17 protein-coding genes, 5 tRNA genes and 1 pseudogene are annotated in these 21,775 nt (G+C 34.7%); 22 read left to right on the forward strand and 1 reads right to left on the reverse strand.

The features are described 5' to 3' along the window. Positions 1–54 precede the first annotated feature (54 nt). The 21 genes from BM296_RS19100 to BM296_RS19200 all read left to right on the forward strand — a co-directional run bounded on the left by BM296_RS19100 (position 55) and on the right by BM296_RS19200 (position 18,995). Positions 55–1,665 carry an alanine/glycine:cation symporter family protein gene (locus tag BM296_RS19100; RefSeq protein WP_027067862.1) on the forward strand — a complete coding sequence of 537 codons (1,611 nt, stop codon included), beginning with the start codon at positions 55–57 and terminating at the stop codon, positions 1,663–1,665. A gap of 12 nt (positions 1,666–1,677) precedes the next feature. Continuing rightward, positions 1,678–2,556 carry a ComEA family DNA-binding protein gene (locus tag BM296_RS19105; RefSeq protein WP_091905774.1) on the forward strand — a complete coding sequence of 293 codons (879 nt, stop codon included), beginning with the start codon at positions 1,678–1,680 and terminating at the stop codon, positions 2,554–2,556. 10 nt (positions 2,557–2,566) lie between these two features. Next, positions 2,567–3,736, forward strand: coding sequence for an acyl-CoA dehydrogenase family protein (locus BM296_RS19110; protein ID WP_091905777.1), 1,170 nt, complete (start codon positions 2,567–2,569; stop codon positions 3,734–3,736). A 100-nt stretch (positions 3,737–3,836) separates the two neighbouring features. Then, positions 3,837–4,031: a 30S ribosomal protein S21 gene (rpsU, locus tag BM296_RS19115; RefSeq protein ID WP_027067859.1), complete on the forward strand. Its 195-nt coding sequence runs from the start codon at positions 3,837–3,839 to the stop codon at positions 4,029–4,031. A gap of 89 nt (positions 4,032–4,120) precedes the next feature. Continuing rightward, on the forward strand, positions 4,121–5,011 hold the full coding sequence (locus BM296_RS19120) for a tyrosine-type recombinase/integrase (protein WP_091905779.1): 891 nt from the start codon (positions 4,121–4,123) through the stop codon (positions 5,009–5,011). A gap of 46 nt (positions 5,012–5,057) precedes the next feature. Then, positions 5,058–5,360 carry a ribosome hibernation-promoting factor, HPF/YfiA family gene (hpf, locus tag BM296_RS19125; protein ID WP_027067857.1) on the forward strand — a complete coding sequence of 101 codons (303 nt, stop codon included), beginning with the start codon at positions 5,058–5,060 and terminating at the stop codon, positions 5,358–5,360. A 103-nt stretch (positions 5,361–5,463) separates the two neighbouring features. After that, a tRNA-Thr gene (locus BM296_RS19130) sits at positions 5,464–5,537 on the forward strand. Positions 5,538–5,564: 27 nt separating this feature from the next. Beyond that, positions 5,565–5,646: transfer RNA gene (locus tag BM296_RS19135), tRNA-Tyr, on the forward strand. A gap of 47 nt (positions 5,647–5,693) precedes the next feature. Then, a tRNA-Gly gene (locus BM296_RS19140) sits at positions 5,694–5,766 on the forward strand. Between the two features lie 70 nt (positions 5,767–5,836). After that, positions 5,837–5,908 (forward strand) — tRNA-Thr (locus BM296_RS19145). Positions 5,909–5,963: 55 nt separating this feature from the next. Then, positions 5,964–7,151, forward strand: coding sequence for an elongation factor Tu (gene tuf, locus BM296_RS19150; protein ID WP_027067856.1), 1,188 nt, complete (start codon positions 5,964–5,966; stop codon positions 7,149–7,151). Between the two features lie 98 nt (positions 7,152–7,249). Beyond that, positions 7,250–7,325: transfer RNA gene (locus BM296_RS19155), tRNA-Trp, on the forward strand. A gap of 55 nt (positions 7,326–7,380) precedes the next feature. Then, positions 7,381–7,569: a preprotein translocase subunit SecE gene (gene secE / locus BM296_RS19160; RefSeq protein WP_081819476.1), complete on the forward strand. Its 189-nt coding sequence runs from the start codon at positions 7,381–7,383 to the stop codon at positions 7,567–7,569. An 8-nt stretch (positions 7,570–7,577) separates the two neighbouring features. Further along, a complete protein-coding gene (nusG, locus tag BM296_RS19165; protein WP_027067855.1) occupies positions 7,578–8,129 on the forward strand; it encodes a transcription termination/antitermination protein NusG in 552 nt (183 codons plus the stop codon). A gap of 78 nt (positions 8,130–8,207) precedes the next feature. Further along, positions 8,208–8,645: a 50S ribosomal protein L11 gene (gene rplK, locus BM296_RS19170; RefSeq protein WP_027067854.1), complete on the forward strand. Its 438-nt coding sequence runs from the start codon at positions 8,208–8,210 to the stop codon at positions 8,643–8,645. 18 nt (positions 8,646–8,663) lie between these two features. Next, positions 8,664–9,353 (forward strand): 50S ribosomal protein L1, encoded by a 690-nt coding sequence (gene rplA, locus BM296_RS19175; protein ID WP_027067853.1) that lies wholly within the window; start codon positions 8,664–8,666, stop codon positions 9,351–9,353. Between the two features lie 25 nt (positions 9,354–9,378). Then, positions 9,379–9,894: a 50S ribosomal protein L10 gene (gene rplJ, locus BM296_RS19180; RefSeq protein WP_027067852.1), complete on the forward strand. Its 516-nt coding sequence runs from the start codon at positions 9,379–9,381 to the stop codon at positions 9,892–9,894. A gap of 51 nt (positions 9,895–9,945) precedes the next feature. Beyond that, positions 9,946–10,320: a 50S ribosomal protein L7/L12 gene (gene rplL, locus BM296_RS19185; RefSeq protein ID WP_027067851.1), complete on the forward strand. Its 375-nt coding sequence runs from the start codon at positions 9,946–9,948 to the stop codon at positions 10,318–10,320. Positions 10,321–10,452: 132 nt separating this feature from the next. Then, the gene (rpoB, locus tag BM296_RS19190; protein ID WP_027067850.1) at positions 10,453–14,262 is read left to right on the forward strand and encodes a DNA-directed RNA polymerase subunit beta; all 3,810 of its coding nucleotides are present in this window, start codon (positions 10,453–10,455) and stop codon (positions 14,260–14,262) included. Between the two features lie 62 nt (positions 14,263–14,324). Beyond that, complete coding sequence (rpoC, locus tag BM296_RS19195; RefSeq protein ID WP_027067849.1) at positions 14,325–18,623, forward strand: DNA-directed RNA polymerase subunit beta'; 4,299 nt, start codon at positions 14,325–14,327, stop codon at positions 18,621–18,623. 57 nt (positions 18,624–18,680) lie between these two features. Continuing rightward, on the forward strand, positions 18,681–18,995 hold the full coding sequence (locus BM296_RS19200; protein ID WP_027067848.1) for a DUF3467 domain-containing protein: 315 nt from the start codon (positions 18,681–18,683) through the stop codon (positions 18,993–18,995). 30 nt (positions 18,996–19,025) lie between these two features. Here the strand turns inward: BM296_RS19200 and BM296_RS19205 are convergent, their stop codons facing one another. After that, positions 19,026–20,615, reverse strand: a complete 1,590-nt coding sequence (locus tag BM296_RS19205) for a peptide chain release factor 3 (protein WP_027067847.1) — start codon at positions 20,613–20,615, stop codon at positions 19,026–19,028. A gap of 526 nt (positions 20,616–21,141) precedes the next feature. On the opposite strand from BM296_RS19205, the pseudogene BM296_RS19210 reads away from it, so the two are divergent. Continuing rightward, positions 21,142–21,775, forward strand: a pseudogene (locus BM296_RS19210) (hypothetical protein); the annotation flags it as partial.

Consider the following 21,775-nt stretch of genomic DNA (forward strand, 5'->3'; position numbering starts at 1 on the left):
TTATTTTTAGGATATTGCTAGATTAACTAACTAATTCAAAAAAAATTTAAACTTATGAAGTATAAACTTCTAACTCTATTAACACTGTTAATACCGTTTTTAACCATTGCTCAAGAAAAAGGTTTGGATGAAATAGTAAATGATGCTTTTATGCCCTTTGCAACTTGGTGGGAAGCAACTGTTTTGACATCCGTTCCAATAGCTGGTTACAACATTCCAATAGTTTTAATATTGTTGATAGCAGGAGCAACTTTCTTTACCATTTATTTCAAATTCCCTGGTATTACTAAATTTCCTTTGGCTATTAATGTAGTTAGGGGTAAATATGAGGAAATTGAAAAGTACGGACTTGAAAAAGTTCAGTTACACATGACCGATGATGGAGATATTCCTGATACAATTAGAGATGAGAGTGAAGAAGGAGAAGTAAGTCACTTCCAAGCTTTGGCTACAGCCGTTTCAGGTACAGTTGGTTTAGGTAATATAGCAGGTGTTGCAGTAGCTATTGCATTAGGTGGTCCTGGGGCAACCTTTTGGATGATTGTATGTGGATTAATTGGTATGTCAACAAAGTTTGTTGAATGTACGTTAGGTGTAAAATATAGAGATGTAGGTCCTGATGGAACAGTATACGGTGGACCAATGTATTACCTGTCAAGAGGTCTAAGTGAGAGTAATTTTAAAATTTTAGGAAAAATTCTTGCAGGTGTTTTTGCTGTTCTTTGCGTAGGGGCATCATTCGGTGGTGGTAATGCATTTCAATCTAACCAAGCTGCTGTTCAGTTAACTTCTATGTTCAATTTAGAAGGCGGTGCTACTGGAGTTATAATAGGTGTTATTCTTGCGATTCTAGTAGGGATTGTTATTATTGGTGGAATTAAAAAAATTGCAAGTGTTACAGAAAAGATAGTTCCGTTTATGGCGGGTATTTATGTTTTAGCTTCTTTAGTTATCATTTTTGCTAATATTAAATATATAGGTGATGCCTTCGGTATGATTTTTTCTGGTGCATTTTCACCAGATGCTGCTCTTGGTGGTGTTATTGGTGTTATAATTGTTGGTTTCCAAAGAGCTGCATTCTCTAATGAGGCTGGTGCTGGATCTGCTGCAATTGCGCACTCGGCAGTAAAAACAAGATACCCTGCAAGTGAAGGTATCGTAGCATTACTTGAGCCTTTTATTGATACTGTTGTTATTTGTACTATGACAGCCTTGGTTATTATATTCTTTAATATGGATGCAGGCGCTTTTGAGTATGGTAATGGTGTTGGTAGTACCGTAATGTTAAATGAAACTGGTGCTTATATTGGTGGTGTAGATTTAACTTCTATGGCATATGATTCTGTAATACCTGGTTTTAGATATGTATTAACAATTGCAATTATATTGTTTGCTTTTTCTACAATGATTTCTTGGTCTTATTACGGACTTCAATCTTGGAAATATTTATTTGGTAGAGGTAAAACTGCAGATATCGCTTACAAAGTATTGTTTTTAATGTTTGTTGTAATTGGTGCGGCAGCTACGTTAGATGCTGTTATTAAATTTTCAGATGCGATGATTTTAGCATTGGTATTTCCAAACATGATAGGTCTTCTAATTCTTTTTCCTAAAGTGAAGAAAAGTTTGGTTAGATACTTAAATGCTATTAAAGAGGTATACTAATAACTTTAGATTTTGATAAATTTTAAATCCCACTTCAAGTTCAATAAGCAAGAACGAAGTGGGATTTTCTTTTTATTATTTTTTATCATAATTATTCAGTTAGGGTATTATTTATATGAATCTAATGTTGTTAGTCAGCCATATCCTTTAGTGGTTGATAGTGATGAGCAAATCAAAATTGATTCATTAAAGAACATTGCTGCTACAAAAGATACGGTAGCTTTCTATCCGTTCAACCCTAATTTCATTACAGATTATAAAGGCTATACTCTAGGGATGTCAGTAGATGAGATAGATAGGTTGCATAGCTTTAGAGATGAAAATAAATATGTGAATTCTGCTAAAGAATTTCAAAATGTAACTAATGTTTCAGATTCGTTATTAAATGCGATTTCTCCAAATTTTAAGTTTCCGGCTTGGACTCAAAACAAAGAGAAAAATTCATCTAAAAAAACAAACACATATGTAGTTAAACCTGAGTACAGTAAAATCGTCTACAAAGATTTAAATACAACTACGGCAGAAGAATTACAAGAGATTAATGGAATTGGAGAGAAATTATCTGCTAGAATTATAAAATTTCGAGATAGGTTAGGGGGCTTTGTAATAGATGATCAATTATTTGATGTCTATGGTCTTGAAAAAGAAGTTGTAAATAAGACTTTGAGGAAATTTAAAGTGATTTCTAAACCAGAAATTATAAAAATTAATGTAAATACAGCAACTGCTGCAGAATTGTCTAAATTGATATATCTTCAAAAACACGTAGCTGAGAGCATAGTAAATTATCGTAATCTCAACGGAAGTATCAATTCTTTGAACGAATTATTAAAAGTAGAGGATTTTCCGGCAGAACGTATTAATAGAATTACTTTATATTTGTCATTATAAAAAAAACGCTATGCAAAGTATGTACTTCACTGAAGAACATCAATTATTTAGGGCCAGCCTAAAGGATTTTTTACAAAAAGAAGTTGTTCCTCATATAGATAAATGGGAGGAAACTGGAACAATTGAAAGATTCATATGGAAGAAATTTGGAGATATGGGTTATTTCGGTTTGTTAACTCCAGAAGAAGATGGTGGTCTTGGTCTTGATCTTTTTTATACGATTATTCTACTAGAAGAATTACAAAAAGTTAATTCTGGCGGATTTGCAGCTGCAATTTGGGCACATGCCTATTTGGCTATGACGCATTTAAATAAGGAAGCAGATTCATTTCTAAAAGAAAAGTATTTGAGACCTAGTGTTGATGGCGATAAAATTGGTTGTCTTTGTATATCAGAACCTTTTGGTGGAAGTGATGTGGCCGCAATGAGAACAACTGCAGGTAAGCAAGGTGACCATTATATTTTGAATGGTTCGAAGACCTTTATTACAAATGGAGTATATGCTGATTATATGATCGTAGCGGCAAAAACTAAACCTGAGCTAGGTAATAAGGGTATTAGCATTTTTGCTGTTGATAGAAAGAGTGAAGGCGTCACGGCTAGTAAATTAAATAAATTAGGTTGGAGAGCTTCAGATACCGCAGAATTGGCATTTGATAATGTAAAAATACCTGTGGAAAATTTAATGGGTGAAGAAAACATGGGCTTTTCATATATAATGGAGCACTTTTCATTGGAAAGATTGATAATGGGAGTTAATGCTCATGCACGATCAGAGCATATTTTAGATTATGCTTTAAATTACATGTCAGAAAGAGAAGCTTTTGGGAAGTCAATCAACCAGTTTCAGGCTTTGAGGCATAGAATTGTTGATCTTCATGCAGATATAGATATGTGTAAAGAGTATAACTATTCTGTTGCTTATCGTTTAGATAAGGGGCAGTACGTGGTTAAAGAAGCTACGATCTCTAAATTAAAATCAACAAAGGTTGCAGACGAGGTTGCTTATGAGTGTTTACAATTTTTAGGGGGCTACGGGTATATAGAAGATTATCCTATGGCACGTAACTTTAGAGATAGTAGATTGGGGCCTATTGGTGGAGGAACGTCAGAAATATTAAGAGAAATAATTTCTAAAATTATTATTGATAAGAAAGAATATAAGCCGGCTACAGTATAGTTTGGAATATAAAAAGTTTTAAAAACACATTATAGGTTGCCTATTTAAATATAGTTAGTATATTTGCAGCCTTAATCACAAAAGAGAGGAGGTTTAGCCCATGTTAATAATACCAGTAAAAGAAGGAGAAAACATCGATAGAGCTTTAAAGCGTTTCAAACGTAAGTTCGATAAGACAGGTACAATGAGACAGTTACGTAAGCGTCAACAGTTTAATAAGCCGTCGGTTGTTCGTAGAGCACAGATACAAAAAGCAGAATATATTCAAGGTCTTAGAGATCAAGAAGAAATCTAAACTTTGTTTTGATAAATTTAAAATCCCGCTATTTGCGGGATTTTTTTTGCTCAAATTTCAACTAGTTTTAAACTTTAATATCTTAGTGTATGTTTTTAACTGAATTTATATCATATCTAGCTTTAGAGAAAAATTATTCTGCGCACACAATAAAAGCGTATGAAAATGATGTTTTAGAGTTTAGCGGATTTTGTAAATCTAATTATGATATTGAAAGTATTGATAGTGTAGAGTACAGTGTTGTGAGGTTATGGGTGGTAGATTTGTCTGAAAGACAAATAAATAATCGTTCTATTAATAGAAAAATATCTTCTTTAAAAGCTTATTTTAAATTCCTACAGAAAATAGGTGTGTCCCAAATTAATCCATTGGTAAAACATAAAGCGTTAAAAACCGCAAAAAAAATTGAAATACCATTTTCAGAATTAGAAATGGAAAATGTATTGTCTAAAATTGAATATGCAAGTGATTTTGAGGGTGTTAGAGATGAGTTGCTAATTCATGTGTTGTATGTTACGGGTATAAGAAGGGCAGAGTTGATTGAGTTAAAACTTTTAGATGTGGATTTTGAGAACATGACTTTAAAAGTATTGGGAAAGAGAAACAAGGAGAGGGTTATACCTATGTTGGCTGAAACTAAAGAAAAATTTAATAGATATCTCCGCTTTAGAGAAGGGCTACCTGAAATAATAGATGAAAAAAATTTATTCTTAACAAAGTCTGGGAATAAATTATATGAAACACTTGTTTATAGATTAATAAAAAAGTACTTTAGAGAGGTTTCCTCAAAGGTAAAGACGAGTCCTCATATTTTAAGGCACACCTTTGCCACGCATCTTCTAAATAAGGGTGCAGATTTAAATGCGGTCAAAGAGTTGCTTGGTCATTCTAGTTTAGCTTCTACGCAAGTATATACGCATAATAGTATAGCGGAGTTAAAAAAGGTTCATGCAAAGGCTCATCCAAGAGGAGGAAAATAATAATTGTATAATCTGGCTAAGTAAATAAGCCATAAATTTTCTGACTATGAAGGTAAATACACAATCGGTGAATTTTAATGCGAATAGTAAATTGATTAATTTTCTTCAGAATAGACTTGATAAGGTGGAAACCTTTTATTCTAAGGTAATTAGCTCTGATGTTTATATGAAGGTTGAGAATACAAGTGCAAAAGAAAATAAGATAGTTGAAATAAAAATTACGATACCTAAAGATAAATTTGTTGTTAAAAAACAATGTAAATCATTTGAAGAGGCTGTGGATTCAGCCTGTAGTTCGCTGGAACGTAGGCTAATAAAGCAAAAAGAGAAATTAAGATTACAAGCTTGATTAAAAATTTTTAAAAATTTGTTTTGAATAAACAAAAAATACTATACATTTGCAGTCCGTTAGAAATAGCGGGCTTTTTTATGACAGAAAAGTCGTGAAATAAGCCGATGTAGCTCAGCTGGCTAGAGCAGCTGATTTGTAATCAGCAGGTCGTGGGTTCGAGTCCCTCCATCGGCTCTTAAGTTCTTTAAAATATTAGTTTGAGGGGAGATACTCAAGCGGCCAACGAGGGCAGACTGTAAATCTGCTGACTACGTCTTCGCAGGTTCGAATCCTGCTCTCCCCACAAAACTATTTAGAAAAGAATTTTATTGAAATATTGTAATATTATAAGCGGGAGTAGCTCAGTTGGTAGAGCGTCAGCCTTCCAAGCTGAATGTCGCCGGTTCGAACCCGGTCTCCCGCTCTATAAATTTGACAGAAATGTCATTCCTGCGAAGGCAGGAATCTATCCTTGGGTAGATTCAACACTTTACGCCGGTGTAGCTCAGGGGTAGAGCGTTTCCTTGGTAAGGAAGAGGTCACGAGTTCAATTCTCGTCATTGGCTCAATTAAGGTATAAATTTGTACACTAATATAAACTAAGAATAAAATACATTAAACATGGCAAAGGAAACTTTCGATCGTTCCAAACCGCACTTAAATATAGGTACTATTGGACACGTGGATCACGGTAAAACTACATTGACTGCTGCTATTACTACTGTTTTGGCAAATGCAGGTCTTTCTGAATTGAGAAGTTTCGATTCTATCGATAACGCTCCTGAGGAAAAAGAAAGAGGTATTACAATTAACACTTCACACGTAGAGTATTCTACAGCTAATCGTCACTACGCACACGTTGACTGTCCTGGTCACGCGGATTACGTAAAGAACATGGTTACTGGTGCTGCTCAAATGGATGGTGCTATATTAGTTGTTGCTGCTACAGATGGTCCTATGCCACAAACTCGTGAGCATATCCTTTTAGGTCGTCAGGTTGGTATTCCAAGAATAGTTGTATTCATGAATAAAGTGGATATGGTTGATGATGAGGAATTGATCGAGCTTGTTGAAATGGAAGTAAGAGAGTTGCTTTCTTTCTATGAGTATGATGGTGATAATGGTCCTGTAATCGCTGGTTCTGCTTTAGGTGCATTGAACGGTGAGCAAAAATGGGTTGATACTGTTATGGAGTTGATGGATGCTGTTGATGCGTGGATCGAACTACCTAAAAGAGATGTTGAGAAGGATTTCTTGATGCCTGTTGAAGATGTATTTACTATTACAGGTCGTGGTACTGTTGCAACTGGTCGTATAGAAACTGGTATTGCAAATACAGGTGATCCAGTTGAGATCATTGGTATGGGTGCTGAAAAATTAAACTCTACTATTACTGGGGTTGAAATGTTCCGTAAGATTTTGGATAGAGGTGAGGCTGGTGATAACGTAGGTATCTTGTTGAGAGGTATTGAAAAATCTCAAATTAGCCGTGGAATGGTAATCTGTAAGCCAGGTTCTGTTAAGCCACACGCTAAATTTGAAGCTGAGGTTTATGTGTTGAAAAAAGAAGAAGGTGGTCGTCATACGCCATTCCATAATAACTATCGTCCTCAGTTCTATGTAAGAACAACTGACGTAACAGGTAACATTGCACTTCCTTCAGGAGTTGAAATGGTTATGCCTGGTGATAACCTTACTATTACAGTTGAGTTGATTCAGCCAATCGCATTAAGTGTAGGTCTTCGTTTCGCTATCCGTGAAGGTGGTAGAACAGTAGGTGCTGGTCAGGTAACTAAGATTATAGATTAATTTCAATCTAATAAGAGTATTGTGTTTAAGGGTGTCTTGCTCAAGCGGGACACCTTTACATGCAAAAAATAGAATTGGTGATTAAATTCATCGTTCATACGGGTGTAGCTCAGTTGGTAGAGCACTGGTCTCCAAAACCAGGTGTCGGGAGTTCGAGTCTCTCCTCCCGTGCCATAATAGAATTTGGATTAATTATCCTACTTTGTTGAAATTGTAAAATAGAATTTAAATGTTCACATATATAAAAGAATCCGTTGAAGAGTTAAGGAATAATGTTACTCTTCCTTCACGTGCAGAGTCATCTAATTTGATGGTTATTGTAGCTGTGTTTTCTATCCTTTTCGCTTTAGCGACATGGGGTGTGGATACGGTCTTTAGTAAAGTGATTAAATCATATTTCAACTACGTTTTAAACTAATAAGGACTATGTCAGAGGTATTGGAAAAGAAATGGTACGTTGTCAGAGCTGTCAGTGGTCAGGAGAATAAAATCAAGGGATACATAGAGAGTGAGGTAGAGCGTCATGGTTTTTCAGACTATTTAGAAGATGTTCTTGTTCCTACCGAGAAGGTTGTTCAAATCAGAAATGGAAAGAAAATAAACAAAGAAAGAGTTTATTTTCCTGGTTATATTATGATTAAAGCCAATTTAGGTGGTGAAATGGTTCACATTGTTAGGTCTATAACTAATGTTATAGGATTTTTAGGGGAAACTAAAGGGGGTGACCCGGTTCCTTTAAGAAAAAATGAAGTGAATAGAATGCTAGGTAAAGTAGATGAACTAGCTGTTAATACGGATAGTGTAGCAATTCCATTTGTATTTGGTGAAACGGTTAAAGTTATTGATGGTCCTTTTAATGGCTTCAATGGTACTGTTGAGAAGATTAATGAAGAAAAGCGTAAGCTTGAAGTTATGGTTAAAATTTTCGGAAGAAAAACTCCGTTAGAGCTTAGCTATATGCAAGTAGAAAAAGTATAAGTATTATAATAAGTGTTACATACATATAATTAAAGTAGTGTTGCTTCCGTAAACACACTTTCAATTTAATTTTAAACAATGGCAAAAGAAATAGGTAAAGTAGTTAAACTACAAGTTAAGGGAGGTGCAGCGAATCCATCGCCACCGGTTGGACCTGCCTTAGGTGCTGCTGGTGTTAACATAATGGAGTTCTGTAAGCAGTTCAATGCTCGTACACAGGATAAACCAGGTAAGATATTACCAGTTGTTATCACCGTTTACAAAGATAAGTCTTTCGACTTCGTTGTAAAAACACCACCGGCGGCAATTCAGCTATTGGAAGCGGCTAAGATTAAGAAAGGATCTGGCGAACCTAACAGAGTAAAATTAGGTAGTGTTACTTGGGACCAAATCAAGGCTATAGCCGAAGATAAAATGGTTGACCTTAATGCGTTTACAGTAGAATCAGCTATGAGTATGATAGCGGGTACTGCACGTTCTATGGGTATGAAGGTAGCAGGAAAGAAACCTTTTTAAAATCTTAAAAGTAATTAAATGGCAAAGTTAACTAAGAAGCAAAAGGAAGCGCATTCTAAAATAGAGAAAGATAAATTATACTCTGTTACAGAAGCTTCAGCTTTAATAAAAGAGATAACCAATACAAAATTCGATGCATCTGTTGATTTAGCAGTTCGTTTGGGTGTAGATCCAAGAAAAGCTAATCAAATGGTTCGTGGTGTGGTAACATTACCTCATGGAACTGGTAAAGATGTTAAAGTTTTGGCTTTGGTAACACCAGACAAGGAAGCAGAAGCTCAAGAAGCGGGTGCTGACTATGTTGGTTTAGATGAGTATTTGGAAAAAATTAAAAACGGTTGGACGGATGTTGATGTTATCATCACTATGCCAAGTGTAATGGGTAAATTAGGTCCTTTAGGTCGAGTATTGGGACCAAGAGGTTTAATGCCGAATCCAAAGACAGGAACTGTAACTATGGATGTAGCTAAGGCTGTATCTGAAGTTAAGGCAGGTAAAATAGATTTCAAAGTTGATAAAACAGGTATCGTACATGCTGCGATAGGTAAAGCTTCTTTTTCTGCAGATAAAATTGCAGATAATGCTAAGGAGTTGTTGGATACTTTGAATAAGATGAAGCCAACTGCGGCAAAAGGTGTTTACATGAAATCAATTTTCATGTCTAGTACTATGAGTCCTAGTTTGCAATTAGATCCAAAGTCAGTTTAACAGCTGGTAGTTAAAAATTAAAAGTATGACAAGAGAAGAAAAAGCAACGGTTATAAAAGATTTGACTACGCAGTTGGCAGATAGTACCACTATTTATGTGGCAGATATCTCAGGTTTAGATGCAGGTACAACTTCTGATTTAAGAAGAGCTTGCTTTAAAGCTAATATAAGACTGGCTGTAGTTAAGAATACTTTGCTTGCAAAAGCAATGGAAGCTTCGGAAAAAGAATTTGGCGAATTACCAGAAACATTGAAAGGGAATACTTCTCTTATGTTTTCGGATGTTGCCAATGCTCCTGCAAAATTAATAAAGAATTTTAGAAAAAAATCTAATAAGCCTTTATTGAAAGGAGCTTTTGTAGAAGAAGCAATTTACATAGGTGATGAAAATTTAGATGCTTTAGTTAGCATTAAGTCTAAAGAAGAAATGATTGGTGAAATTATTGGATTGTTACAATCTCCAGCCAAGAATGTTATTTCTGGACTTAAATCTGGTGGTGGTAAACTAGCAGGTATTCTAAAAACATTATCTGAAAGATAAGTACGCACAATTAACTAAGTATATTTTAAAAATTTTATTAAACGATAGAAAATGGCAGATTTAAAAGATTTCGCAGAGCAATTGGTTAACCTTACTGTAAAAGAAGTAAATGAGTTAGCTGATATATTAAAAGATGAGTACGGTATCGAGCCTGCAGCAGCAGCAGTTGCAGTAGCAGCTGGTGGTGGTGAAGCTGGTGAAGCAGTTGAAGAGAAAACTGAATTCGATGTAATTTTGAAAGCAGCAGGTGCTTCTAAATTAGCTGTAGTTAAATTAGTAAAAGAATTAACTGGTTTAGGTTTGAAAGATGCGAAAGATATCGTTGATAGCGCGCCAAAAGCTGTTAAAGAAGCAGTTTCTAAAGACGAAGCTGAAGGTATTAAAAAATCATTGGAAGAAGCTGGAGCAGAAGTTGAGCTTAAATAATAGCAACAACCATATTACTTTTGGTTTAGGTCTTTTCGCTTTTGGCGGTTAGACCTAAGCCATTTTATAGATTTAGGTATATTAAGATGTATACTACTCATTTAGTACTCACGATCAAAACACTGTCCGTAGATGTTCACAAATAATACTGAAAGAATAAGCTTCGCTTCCGCAAGAAACACACCGGATTACCCGGATTTCTTAGATATTCAGATTAAATCTTTCCAAGACTTTTTTCAACTAGAGACTAAATCAGATGAAAGAGGTAATGAAGGTCTTTATAATACCTTCATGGAAAATTTCCCAATTACTGATACAAGAAATCAGTTTGTATTGGAATTCCTTGATTATTTTATAGACCCACCAAGATATTCTATACAAGAATGTATTGAACGTGGTCTTACCTATAGCGTTCCTTTAAAAGCACGTTTAAAATTATATTGTACTGATCCAGAACATGAAGATTTTGAAACGATTGTACAGGATGTGTATTTAGGTACAATTCCATATATGACTCCAAGTGGTACTTTTGTGATCAATGGTGCAGAGAGAGTTGTGGTTTCTCAGTTGCATAGATCTCCAGGGGTTTTCTTTGGTCAATCTTTCCATGCAAACGGAACAAAATTATATTCTGCTAGGGTAATTCCTTTTAAAGGTTCTTGGATAGAATTTGCTACCGATATCAATGGCGTTATGTATGCTTATATCGATAGAAAGAAAAAATTACCGGTTACAACTTTATTCAGAGCTATTGGTTTTGAACGTGATAAGGATATTTTAGAAATTTTCGATCTTTCTGAAGAGGTGAAAGTTTCTAATGCCGGATTAAAAAAAGTTCTTGGTCGTAAATTAGCGGCAAGAGTATTGAACACTTGGCATGAGGATTTTGTTGATGAGGATACTGGTGAAGTTGTATCAATAGAACGTAATGAGATTGTTTTAGATAGGGATACTATTCTTGAAAAAGATCATATTACTGAAATTATAGATGCTGATGTAAAAACTATTCTTTTACATAAAGAAAATAATGCGCAATCTGATTACGCTATTATTCATAATACATTACAAAAGGATCCAACGAACTCTGAAAAAGAAGCCGTTGAACATATCTATCGTCAATTACGTAATGCTGAGCCGCCAGATGAGGAAACAGCACGTGGTATTATTGATAAATTATTCTTTTCTGATCAACGTTACAACTTAGGTGAAGTTGGTCGTTATAGAATGAATAAGAAATTACAGTTGGATATTGGAATGGATAAGCAGGTCTTAACCAAAGAAGATATCATAACTATAATAAAATATTTAATTGAGTTAATTAACTCTAAAGCAGAGATTGATGATATTGACCACTTATCTAACCGTCGTGTTAGAACAGTAGGGGAGCAGTTATCATCTCAGTTTGGTGTTGGTCTTGCTCGTATGGCAAGAACAATTCGTGAACGTATGAATGTTCGTGATAATGAAGTATTTACACCTATAGATTTAATTAATGCGAAGACATTGTCTTCTGTTATTAATTCTTTCTTCGGAACAAATCAGTTATCTCAGTTTATGGATCAAACGAATCCATTAGCTGAAATTACGCACAAAAGAAGATTGTCTGCATTAGGGCCAGGTGGTTTATCAAGAGAGCGTGCTGGTTTCGAAGTACGTGATGTTCACTATACACACTATGGTCGTTTATGTCCTATTGAAACTCCAGAAGGTCCAAACATTGGTTTGATTTCTTCATTATCTGTGTTTGCGAAAGTAAATCCAATGGGGTTCTTAGAAACACCATATAGAAAGGTTACTAATTCTGTTGTTGATTATAAAAATTTCACTTATTTAAGTGCTGAAGAAGAAGAAGGAATGAAAATTGCGCAAGCAAACATTCCAATGAAAGAAGATGGTACTATTGATGCTGAAAAGGTTATTGCTAGAGAAGAAGGTGATTTCCCAGTTGTAGATCCATCAGAAATTCAGTATACGGATGTAGCTCCTAATCAAATTGCATCTATTTCTGCATCTTTGATTCCATTCTTGGAACATGATGATGCGAACAGGGCTTTGATGGGATCTAACATGATGCGTCAGGCTGTTCCTTTATTGAAACCACAATCACCGATTGTAGGAACAGGTTTAGAGCGTCAAGTGGCTTCTGATTCTAGAGTATTGATAAATGCTGAAGGTGATGGTGTTATTGAATATGTAGATGCTCAAAAAGTAACTATCAAATATGATAGAACTGATGAGGAGAGATTAATTAGTTTCGAGGAGGATAGTAAAACATATTTCTTAGTTAAGTTCAGAAAAACGAATCAAGGAACAAATATTAACCTTAAACCAATTGTACAAGTTGGTGATAGAGTTAAGAAAGGACAAGTTCTTTGTGAAGGTTATGCAACTGAAAAAGGGGAATTAGCATTAGGTAGAAACTTAACAGTGGCATTTATGCCGTGGAAGGGTTATAACTTTGAAGATGCAATTGTAATTTCTGAAAAGGTTGTTCGTGAAGATATTTTTACGTCTATTCATGTTGATGAATATTCTTTAGAAGTAAGAGATACAAAATTAGGTGCAGAAGAGCTTACTCATGACATACCTAACGTTTCAGAAGAGGCTACAAAAGACTTGGATGAAAATGGTATGATAAGAATTGGTGCCGAGGTTAAGCCTGGTGATATTCTTATTGGTAAGATTACACCAAAAGGTGAGTCTGATCCTACACCTGAAGAAAAATTATTACGTGCCATTTTTGGAGATAAAGCGGGTGATGTAAAAGATGCTTCTTTAAAAGCTTCACCTTCTCTTAGAGGTGTTGTAATTGAAAAGAAATTATTCTCAAGATCTGTAAAGGATAAGAGAAAACGTTCTGAAGATAAAGAAGAGCTTTCTAAGTTAGAATTGGAATACGAAGTAAAATTCCAAGAATTAAAAGATGTACTTGTAGAGAAATTATTTACAATAGTAAATGGTAAAACTTCTCAAGGTGTGCTTAATGATTTAGGAGAAGAAGTTTTACCTAAGGGTAAAAAGTATACCATGAAAATGTTAAACTCTGTTGATGATTTTGCACACCTAGTAGGTGGTAGCTGGACAACAGATAACGATACTAATGGATTGGTTGCTGATTTACTTCATAACTATAAAATTAAACTTAACGATTTACAAGGAAACTTGAGAAGAGATAAGTTTACAATTTCTGTAGGTGATGAATTACCTGCAGGTATTATGAAATTAGCTAAAGTTTATATTGCTAAGAAGCGTAAGCTGAAAGTTGGTGATAAAATGGCAGGTAGACACGGTAATAAAGGTATTGTATCTAGAATAGTACGTCATGAAGATATGCCGTTCTTGGAAGATGGAACTCCTGTTGATATCGTACTTAACCCACTGGGTGTACCATCGCGTATGAACATTGGACAGATTTATGAAACTGTATTAGGTTGGGCAGGTCTTAAACTTGGTAGAAAGTATGCAACACCAATTTTTGATGGTGCTACATTAGATCAAATTAATGCTTATACTGACGAAGCAGGTATTCCAAGATTTGGACATACATACTTATATGATGGTGGAACAGGTCAGCGTTTTGATCAACCTGCAACAGTAGGGGTGATTTATATGTTGAAACTTGGTCACATGGTAGATGATAAAATGCACGCACGTTCTATAGGACCATATTCATTAATTACACAACAACCTTTGGGTGGTAAAGCTCAATTTGGTGGTCAAAGATTTGGTGAGATGGAAGTTTGGGCACTTGAAGCATATGGTGCATCTGCAACTTTACGTGAGATTTTAACGGTTAAGTCTGATGATGTTATCGGAAGAGCTAAAACCTATGAATCAATTGTTAAAGGCGAAACAATGCCAGAACCTGGTTTACCAGAATCTTTCAACGTTTTAATGCACGAACTTAAGGGATTAGGTTTGGATATTAGACTTGAGGAATAGTTCAATATTTTATATTGAAGACTATTAAGTAAAACAAATTAAAACATTATCAGCACGCTATTATGGCTAGAATAAAAGATAATAACCCAATAAAAAGGTTCGATAAAATTTCAATAGGATTAGCTTCGCCAGAATCTATTTTGGCAGAGTCTAGAGGTGAAGTTTTAAAGCCCGAAACAATTAACTATAGAACTCACAAACCAGAACGTGATGGTTTGTTCTGTGAGCGTATTTTCGGTCCTGTAAAAGATTATGAATGTGCTTGTGGTAAATATAAGCGTATTCGTTACCGTGGTATCGTATGTGACCGTTGTGGAGTAGAAGTAACGGAGAAAAAAGTACGTAGAGACCGCGTAGGTCATATTAATTTGGTAGTACCAGTTGCTCATATATGGTATTTCCGTTCTTTACCTAACAAAATAGGTTACCTATTAGGTTTGCCGTCCAAGAAATTGGATATGATTATTTACTATGAACGTTATGTAGTAATTCAACCTGGTATAGCTAAAGGTCCTGAAGGTGAAGAAATCCAAAAAATGGATTTCTTAACTGAGGAAGAGTATTTGAATATTTTAGATACTATTCCACAAGAAAATCAATATTTAGAAGATTCTGACCCAAATAAGTTTATTGCTAAAATGGGAGCGGAGTGTTTAATTGATTTATTAGGTAGAATAAATCTTAAAGAACTTTCTTTTGAGCTTAGACATAAAGCAAATACAGAAACTTCAAAGCAACGTAAAACGGAAGCTTTAAAGCGTTTACAAGTTGTTGAAGCTTTAAGAGAATCTCAAGAAAATAGAGAAAATGAGCCGGAGTGGATGATAATGAAAGTAATTCCGGTTATACCACCAGAATTACGTCCATTAGTACCATTAGATGGTGGTCGATTTGCAACATCTGATTTAAATGATCTTTACAGAAGAGTAATTATTCGTAATAACCGTCTTAAAAGATTGGTAGAGATTAAAGCTCCAGAAGTTATTTTACGTAATGAAAAACGTATGCTTCAGGAAGCTGTTGATTCTTTATTCGATAACACGAGAAAAGCGTCAGCTGTAAAAACAGAATCTAACAGACCTTTGAAATCTCTTTCTGATTCATTGAAAGGTAAGCAAGGTCGTTTCCGTCAAAACTTACTTGGAAAGCGTGTTGATTATTCTGCACGTTCGGTAATTGTTGTTGGACCAGAATTGAATTTATTTGAATGTGGGCTTCCAAAAGACATGGCAGCTGAATTGTACAAACCATTTGTTATCAGAAAACTGATTGAAAGAGGTATTGTAAAAACAGTAAAGTCTGCTAAGAAGATTATAGATAAAAAAGAGCCTGTAGTTTGGGATATTTTGGAAAATGTATTGAAAGGTCACCCAGTATTATTGAACAGGGCACCTACTTTGCACCGTTTAGGTATCCAAGCATTCCAACCTAAATTAATAGAAGGTAAAGCGATTCGTCTTCACCCATTAGCATGTACTGCATTTAATGCGGATTTTGATGGGGATCAAATGGCGGTTCACTTACCATTAGGACCAGAGGCAATTTTAGAAGCTCAGTTATTAATGCTTGCTTCTCAAAACATATTAAACCCTGCGAATGGCTCACCTATTACGGTACCATCACAGGATATGGTCTTGGGTCTGTATTACATGACCAAAGAGCGTAAATCAACACCAGAAGTTCCGGTGATTGGTGAAGGTTTAACTTTTTATTCGGCTGAAGAGGTAGAAATTGCTTTCAATGAAGGCATGGTAAATCTTAATGCAGGTATAAAAGTTAGAGCAAAAGATTTCAATGAAGAAGGTGAGTTGGTTTATAAAATTATACCTACTACCGTTGGACGTGTATTATTTAATAATCACGTGCCAGAAGCTGCAGGTTATATTAACCAAGTTCTTAATAAGAAAGCCTTAAGAAATATCATTGGTGATATTTTAGCAGTTACAAGTGTTCCAGTAACGGCTGCTTTCTTGGATAAGATTAAAACCATGGGTTATGATTTTGCCTTTAAGGGCGGATTGTCATTCAGTTTAGGTGATATTATTATACCTGCTGAAAAAATGGATATGATTGGTGAGGCCAATGGTCAAGTTGATGGTATTATGGCTAACTACAACATGGGTCTTATTACCAATAACGAGAGATATAATCAGGTTATTGATGTTTGGACATCAACTAACGCTCAATTGACAGAGTTGGCTATGAAACGTATCCGTGAGGATCAGCAAGGTTTCAACTCAGTGTATATGATGCTTGATTCTGGTGCAAGGGGTTCTAAAGAGCAAATTCGTCAGTTAACTGGTATGCGTGGTTTGATGGCTAAGCCTAAAAAATCTACTGCTGGTGGTGGTGAAATTATTGAAAACCCAATTCTTTCTAACTTTAAGGAAGGTCTTTCTATCTTGGAATATTTTATTTCAACACACGGTGCTCGTAAGGGTCTTGCAGATACCGCTTTGAAAACAGCAGATGCTGGGTATTTAACAAGAAGATTGGTTGATGTGTCTCAAGATGTTATAATTAACACTGAGGATTGTGAAACTCTTAGAGGAGTTGAAGTACAGGCGCTTAAGAAGAATGAAGAGATTGTTGAAAGTTTAGGGGAAAGAATTTTAGGTCGTGTATCATTACATGATGTATATAACCCTATGACAGAAGAATTAGTTCTTCAGGCTGGTCAGCAAATCATGGAAGTTGATGTGAAGAGAGTTGAAGCTTCTCCGATAGAAAAAATCGAAGTACGTTCAGCACTTACATGTGAGGCGGATAAAGGAATATGTGCTAAATGTTATGGAAGAAACCTTTCTACCAATAAAATGGTACAAAGAGGTGAGGCTGTGGGTGTTGTTGCTGCGCAATCAATTGGTGAACCAGGTACACAACTTACATTAAGAACATTCCACGTAGGTGGAATTGCAGGTAACATTTCTGAAGATAATAAGTTAGAGGTAAGATTCTCAGGTATAGCTGAAATTGAAGATTTAAGAACAGTAACAGGAGAAGGTTCAGATGGTAAACCAGCTGAAATTGTAATCTCTAGAACAAGTGAGATAAAAGTTGTTGATGGTAAAACAGGTATAACTTTAAGTACTAGTAACATACCTTACGGTTCTCAGTTATTTGTTGAGAATGGTGCTAAAGTTACTAAAGGAGATGTTATTTGTTCTTGGGATCCATATAACGGTGTAATTGTATCTGAATTCCCTGGTAAGATTGCTTATGAAAATATAGAGCAAGGTGTAACTTATCAAGTTGAAATAGATGAACAGACAGGTTTCCAAGAAAAAGTAATTTCTGAATCTAGAAACAAGAAGTTGATTCCAACTTTATTGATTCAAGATGCAAAAGGAGAAACTTTGCGTTCTTACAACTTACCCGTAGGTTCACACATTATGGTAGATGATGGTGACAAGATTAAGGAAGGTAAAATTTTAGTTAAGATTCCACGTAAGTCTGCTAAAGCAGGTGATATTACTGGTGGTCTTCCTAGAGTTACAGAATTATTCGAAGCAAGAAACCCATCTAATCCAGCTGTTGTTTCTGAAATTGACGGTGTTGTTTCTTTCGGTAAAATCAAAAGAGGAAATAGAGAAATCATCATTGAGTCTAAATTAGGTGAGGTGAAGAAATATCTTGTAAAGCTTTCTAATCAGATTTTAGTACAAGAAAATGATTATGTTAGAGCTGGTATGCCATTATCAGATGGTTCAATTACTCCAGAAGATATTTTGGCAATTAAAGGTCCGTCTGCTGTACAACAGTATTTGGTGAACGAAGTTCAAGAAGTTTATAGACTACAAGGTGTGAAAATTAATGATAAGCACTTCGAAGTAGTTGTTAGACAGATGATGCGTAAAGTAAGAATTCAAGATCCGGGTGATACCATCTTCCTAGAGAATCAATTGATTCACAAAGATGATTTCATTAAAGAGAATGATGAAATATTTGGTAAGAAAGTAGTAATGGAAGCTGGTGATTCTGATAACCTAAAACCTGGTCAAATTGTAACTCCTCGTGAGTTAAGGGATGAGAATTCTTTGTTGAGACGTGGTGATAAGGCATTGGTTGAAGCAAGAGATGCTGTATCAGCGACTGCAACTCCAATACTTCAGGGTATAACTAGAGCATCATTACAGACGAAATCATTTATTTCTGCTGCATCTTTCCAAGAAACTACTAAAGTATTAAATGAAGCTGCTGTAAGTGGTAAGATTGATACGTTAGAAGGTCTTAAAGAAAATGTTATTGTTGGTCATAAGATTCCGGCTGGTACGGGTATGAGAGACTATGATAGTATTATCGTTGGATCTAAAGAAGAATATGATGAAATTATGGCTCGTAAAGAGGCATTAAGATTCTAAATTTATTATAACCCTCAAATTCTATTTGAGGGTTGTTTTTTTTATAAAATTTTAAATATGAGTGACAGCAAAAATCCTAATCAAAAACAGATTAATATTGAGTTGGATGAAAAAATGGCCGAGGGTATATATTCTAACCTTGCGATTATAAATCATTCAGTATCTGAATTTGTTGTTGATTTTATAAGTATGATGCCAGGTGCGCCAAAAGCAAAAGTGAAGAGTAGAATAATTTTAACACCTCAACATGCTAAGAAATTTTTAAAAGCGCTAAACGATAACGTGCAACGTTTTGAAAAAGCTAATGGTACTATAAAGGATTATGAACAACCATCCATACCAATTAATTTTGGTCCAACTGGAGAAGCATAAAAAAAACCCAACTTTTAAGTTGGGCTTTTTTTATTCAAATTCAGAAGTGAAATGTAGTTTTACTGATGGATATTTTTGCTGTGTCATTTGAAGTGAGAATGAAGAATCTGCTAAAAATACCAATTGTCCTTTTTTGTCTTTTGCTAAGAATTTTTGCTTTACGCGTTCAAATTCTTTGAATTCATCTGTTTTTCTATTTTCGGTACCTACCCAACATGCTTTGTATACATTAAAATTTTCATAACTACATTTAGCTCCATATTCATGTTCTAGCCTATATTGTATAACTTCAAACTGGAGTGCGCCAACAGTTCCGATTACTTTACGTCCATTAAGTTCTAAAGTAAATAGCTGGGCAACACCTTCATCCATAAGTTGATCAATACCCTTGTTAAGTTGCTTAGACTTCATTGGGTCAGCATTGTTTATATATCTAAAATGCTCTGGTGAAAAGCTTGGTATACCTTTATAATGTAAGCTTTCTCCTTGTGTAAGCGTGTCTCCAATTTTGAAATTACCTGTATCATGTAAACCAACAATGTCTCCGGGATATGAAATATCTACAATTTCTTTTTTCTCCGCAAAGAAGGCGTTCGGACTAGAAAATTTTAGATTCTTTCCTTGTCTAACATGTAAATAAGGTTTGTTTCTTTCAAAGGTACCGGATACAATTTTTATAAAAGCAAGTCGATCTCTGTGCTTAGGATCCATGTTGGCATGAATTTTAAAGACGAATCCTGTCATTTCTTTTTCATTTGCTTCAACTAATCGCTCTTCAGCTTTTTTAGAACGTGGAGTCGGGGCGATTTGAATAAAGCAATCAAGTAATTCTCTTACTCCGAAATTATTTAATGCAGAACCAAAGAAGACAGGTTGCTGATCACCTTTTAAATATAATTCTTTGTTGAATGGAGGATAAACTCCCCAAACTAATTCTAGATTATCTCTTAATTCGGAAGCAGCTTTGTTACCAATGATTTTATCTAATTCAGGATTGGTTACATCGTCAAAGGCAATTGTTTCTTCTATATTTTTTTTACTATCACCGCTAAATAAGTTGATGTTTTTTTCATAGATATTGTAAATTCCTTTAAAGTCGTACCCCATTCCAATAGGGAAACTTAGTGGAGTTACAGAAAGACCTAATTTTTGTTCTAATTCATCTAGTAAATCAAAAGCATCTTGACCTTCTCTATCTAATTTGTTAATGAATACCAGCATTGGTATTTTACGCATGCGGCAAACTTCAACTAGTTTTACAGTTTGTTCCTCCACACCTTTTGCAACATCTATAACGACTATTACGCTATCTACAGCAGTTAAAGTTCTAAAAGTATCTTCAGCGAAGTCCTTATGACCAGGAGTATCTAATATATTTATTTTTTTATCTTTATAAATAAATGCAAGAACTGAGGTCGCAACAGAAATACCTCTTTGTCTTTCAATCTCCATAAAATCACTTGTAGCTGTTTTTTTTATTTTATTATTCTTAACTGCTCCGGCTTCTTGTATGGCACCACCAAAAAGTAATAATTTTTCAGTTAATGTAGTTTTACCTGCATCTGGGTGAGAAATTATTCCAAAGGTTCTTCTGCGTTCTATTTCTTGCTTAAAGGTCATATACAAAATTTGTGCAAAAGTAAGATAATTTCAATTCTTAACATTTAAGATTGCTAAATGATAGTTTTAGGTTTTCAATAGTTTTGAATGTTTCATATCAATTGAATGAATATTATTTTGAAATTAATAAGATATTATTCAAGTAGAATAGTCTTTTAGTTTGTAATTATCGTAGATAGTACAAATGTTAAATATTATTAAGTAATTGACCTAGTTTTTTAACCGATTGTCTTATGAATTTGATGGTTAATCGAAAAAGAATTTGAGTTGATTCATTTATAATATATCTTAGCATCGTTTTAATAAGACTGCCCCACTTTCTTATATATTACAATAAAAACTCTACCCTTGTGCCATGGTGATTAGTAAAACACTAACACTTATGGGTAAAATTACTTTTATAAAAATTAACAGATTAATTTTAAATAGTTCTAACTATTTATTTTTTTGTTTTCTTGTATTTTTCTGCGGCCTAAATTTATTTGGTGGTCAAAACAAAGCGCTTAATGTATTGTCTGTCAAATCAATGGATGCTGAAGTTGATTGTACGGTTTATGATTCCAAAGAGATTCGTTCAGAAGATTTAGGTGTTCAGAATGGTGTTGATAATGGAACCCTAATTGTCAGCAATATAGATGTTAGTTATAAATGGGGATTGCCAGAAGGCAGTATTCTTGTTAGTATGACCGGTGGTAGTACGTTTAATTCTGGATTGTTCATGGTTCAGAATGATAAGAGAATAAATTTTTCTATAACAGGGTCGGTACCTGTTATAATCACGGCAAAACACTCTGAGTTGGTCGGTGGTAATAGTTCAGATGGTATAACTGCTTTAGATGGTGTTGTTTATAATTTTACGAATACCATACTTGCAGATGGCTTAACTTCAGGAACAAATGGTAATAATTATTTTGTACATAATAGTAGCAATAGTTTAGTTGATGAACATGAAAGATTTACATGGGAATCTACAGAAGTAGCTAATCAAATTGAATTCTATACAACTTCGCATTTTAAAAGTGCTGTAATTTTATTTTTGAAGCCGATTGTTTGTCAAAATGAAATTGATACAGATGGTGACGGAGTTCCTGACAGTGCCGATCTAGATGATGATAATGATGGTATATTGGATACGGTTGAAGACCCGAACCTGGATGGTG

Origin of the sequence: Maribacter stanieri (assembly GCF_900112245.1) — a bacterium.
GTDB classification, from domain to species: Bacteria; Bacteroidota; Bacteroidia; order Flavobacteriales; family Flavobacteriaceae; genus Maribacter; species Maribacter stanieri.

Bases quoted from the DNA above. Each gene is read 5' to 3' on its own strand.
- rplL (WP_027067851.1), top strand. From the start codon at position 9,946: ATGGCAGATTTAAAAGATTTCGCAGAGCAATTGGTTAACCTTACTGTA.
- secE (WP_081819476.1), top strand. From the start codon at position 7,381: ATGTTCACATATATAAAAGAATCCGTTGAAGAGTTAAGGAATAATGTT.
- tuf (WP_027067856.1), top strand. From the start codon at position 5,964: ATGGCAAAGGAAACTTTCGATCGTTCCAAACCGCACTTAAATATAGGT.
- hpf (WP_027067857.1), top strand. From the start codon at position 5,058: ATGAAGGTAAATACACAATCGGTGAATTTTAATGCGAATAGTAAATTG.
- BM296_RS19200 (WP_027067848.1), top strand. From the start codon at position 18,681: ATGAGTGACAGCAAAAATCCTAATCAAAAACAGATTAATATTGAGTTG.
- nusG (WP_027067855.1), top strand. From the start codon at position 7,578: ATGTCAGAGGTATTGGAAAAGAAATGGTACGTTGTCAGAGCTGTCAGT.
- rplK (WP_027067854.1), top strand. From the start codon at position 8,208: ATGGCAAAAGAAATAGGTAAAGTAGTTAAACTACAAGTTAAGGGAGGT.
- BM296_RS19205 (WP_027067847.1), bottom strand. From the start codon at position 20,615: ATGACCTTTAAGCAAGAAATAGAACGCAGAAGAACCTTTGGAATAATT.
- rplJ (WP_027067852.1), top strand. From the start codon at position 9,379: ATGACAAGAGAAGAAAAAGCAACGGTTATAAAAGATTTGACTACGCAG.
- BM296_RS19110 (WP_091905777.1), top strand. From the start codon at position 2,567: ATGCAAAGTATGTACTTCACTGAAGAACATCAATTATTTAGGGCCAGC.
- rpoC (WP_027067849.1), top strand. From the start codon at position 14,325: ATGGCTAGAATAAAAGATAATAACCCAATAAAAAGGTTCGATAAAATT.
- rpoB (WP_027067850.1), top strand. From the start codon at position 10,453: ATGTTCACAAATAATACTGAAAGAATAAGCTTCGCTTCCGCAAGAAAC.
- rplA (WP_027067853.1), top strand. From the start codon at position 8,664: ATGGCAAAGTTAACTAAGAAGCAAAAGGAAGCGCATTCTAAAATAGAG.
- BM296_RS19120 (WP_091905779.1), top strand. From the start codon at position 4,121: ATGTTTTTAACTGAATTTATATCATATCTAGCTTTAGAGAAAAATTAT.
- BM296_RS19100 (WP_027067862.1), top strand. From the start codon at position 55: ATGAAGTATAAACTTCTAACTCTATTAACACTGTTAATACCGTTTTTA.
- rpsU (WP_027067859.1), top strand. From the start codon at position 3,837: ATGTTAATAATACCAGTAAAAGAAGGAGAAAACATCGATAGAGCTTTA.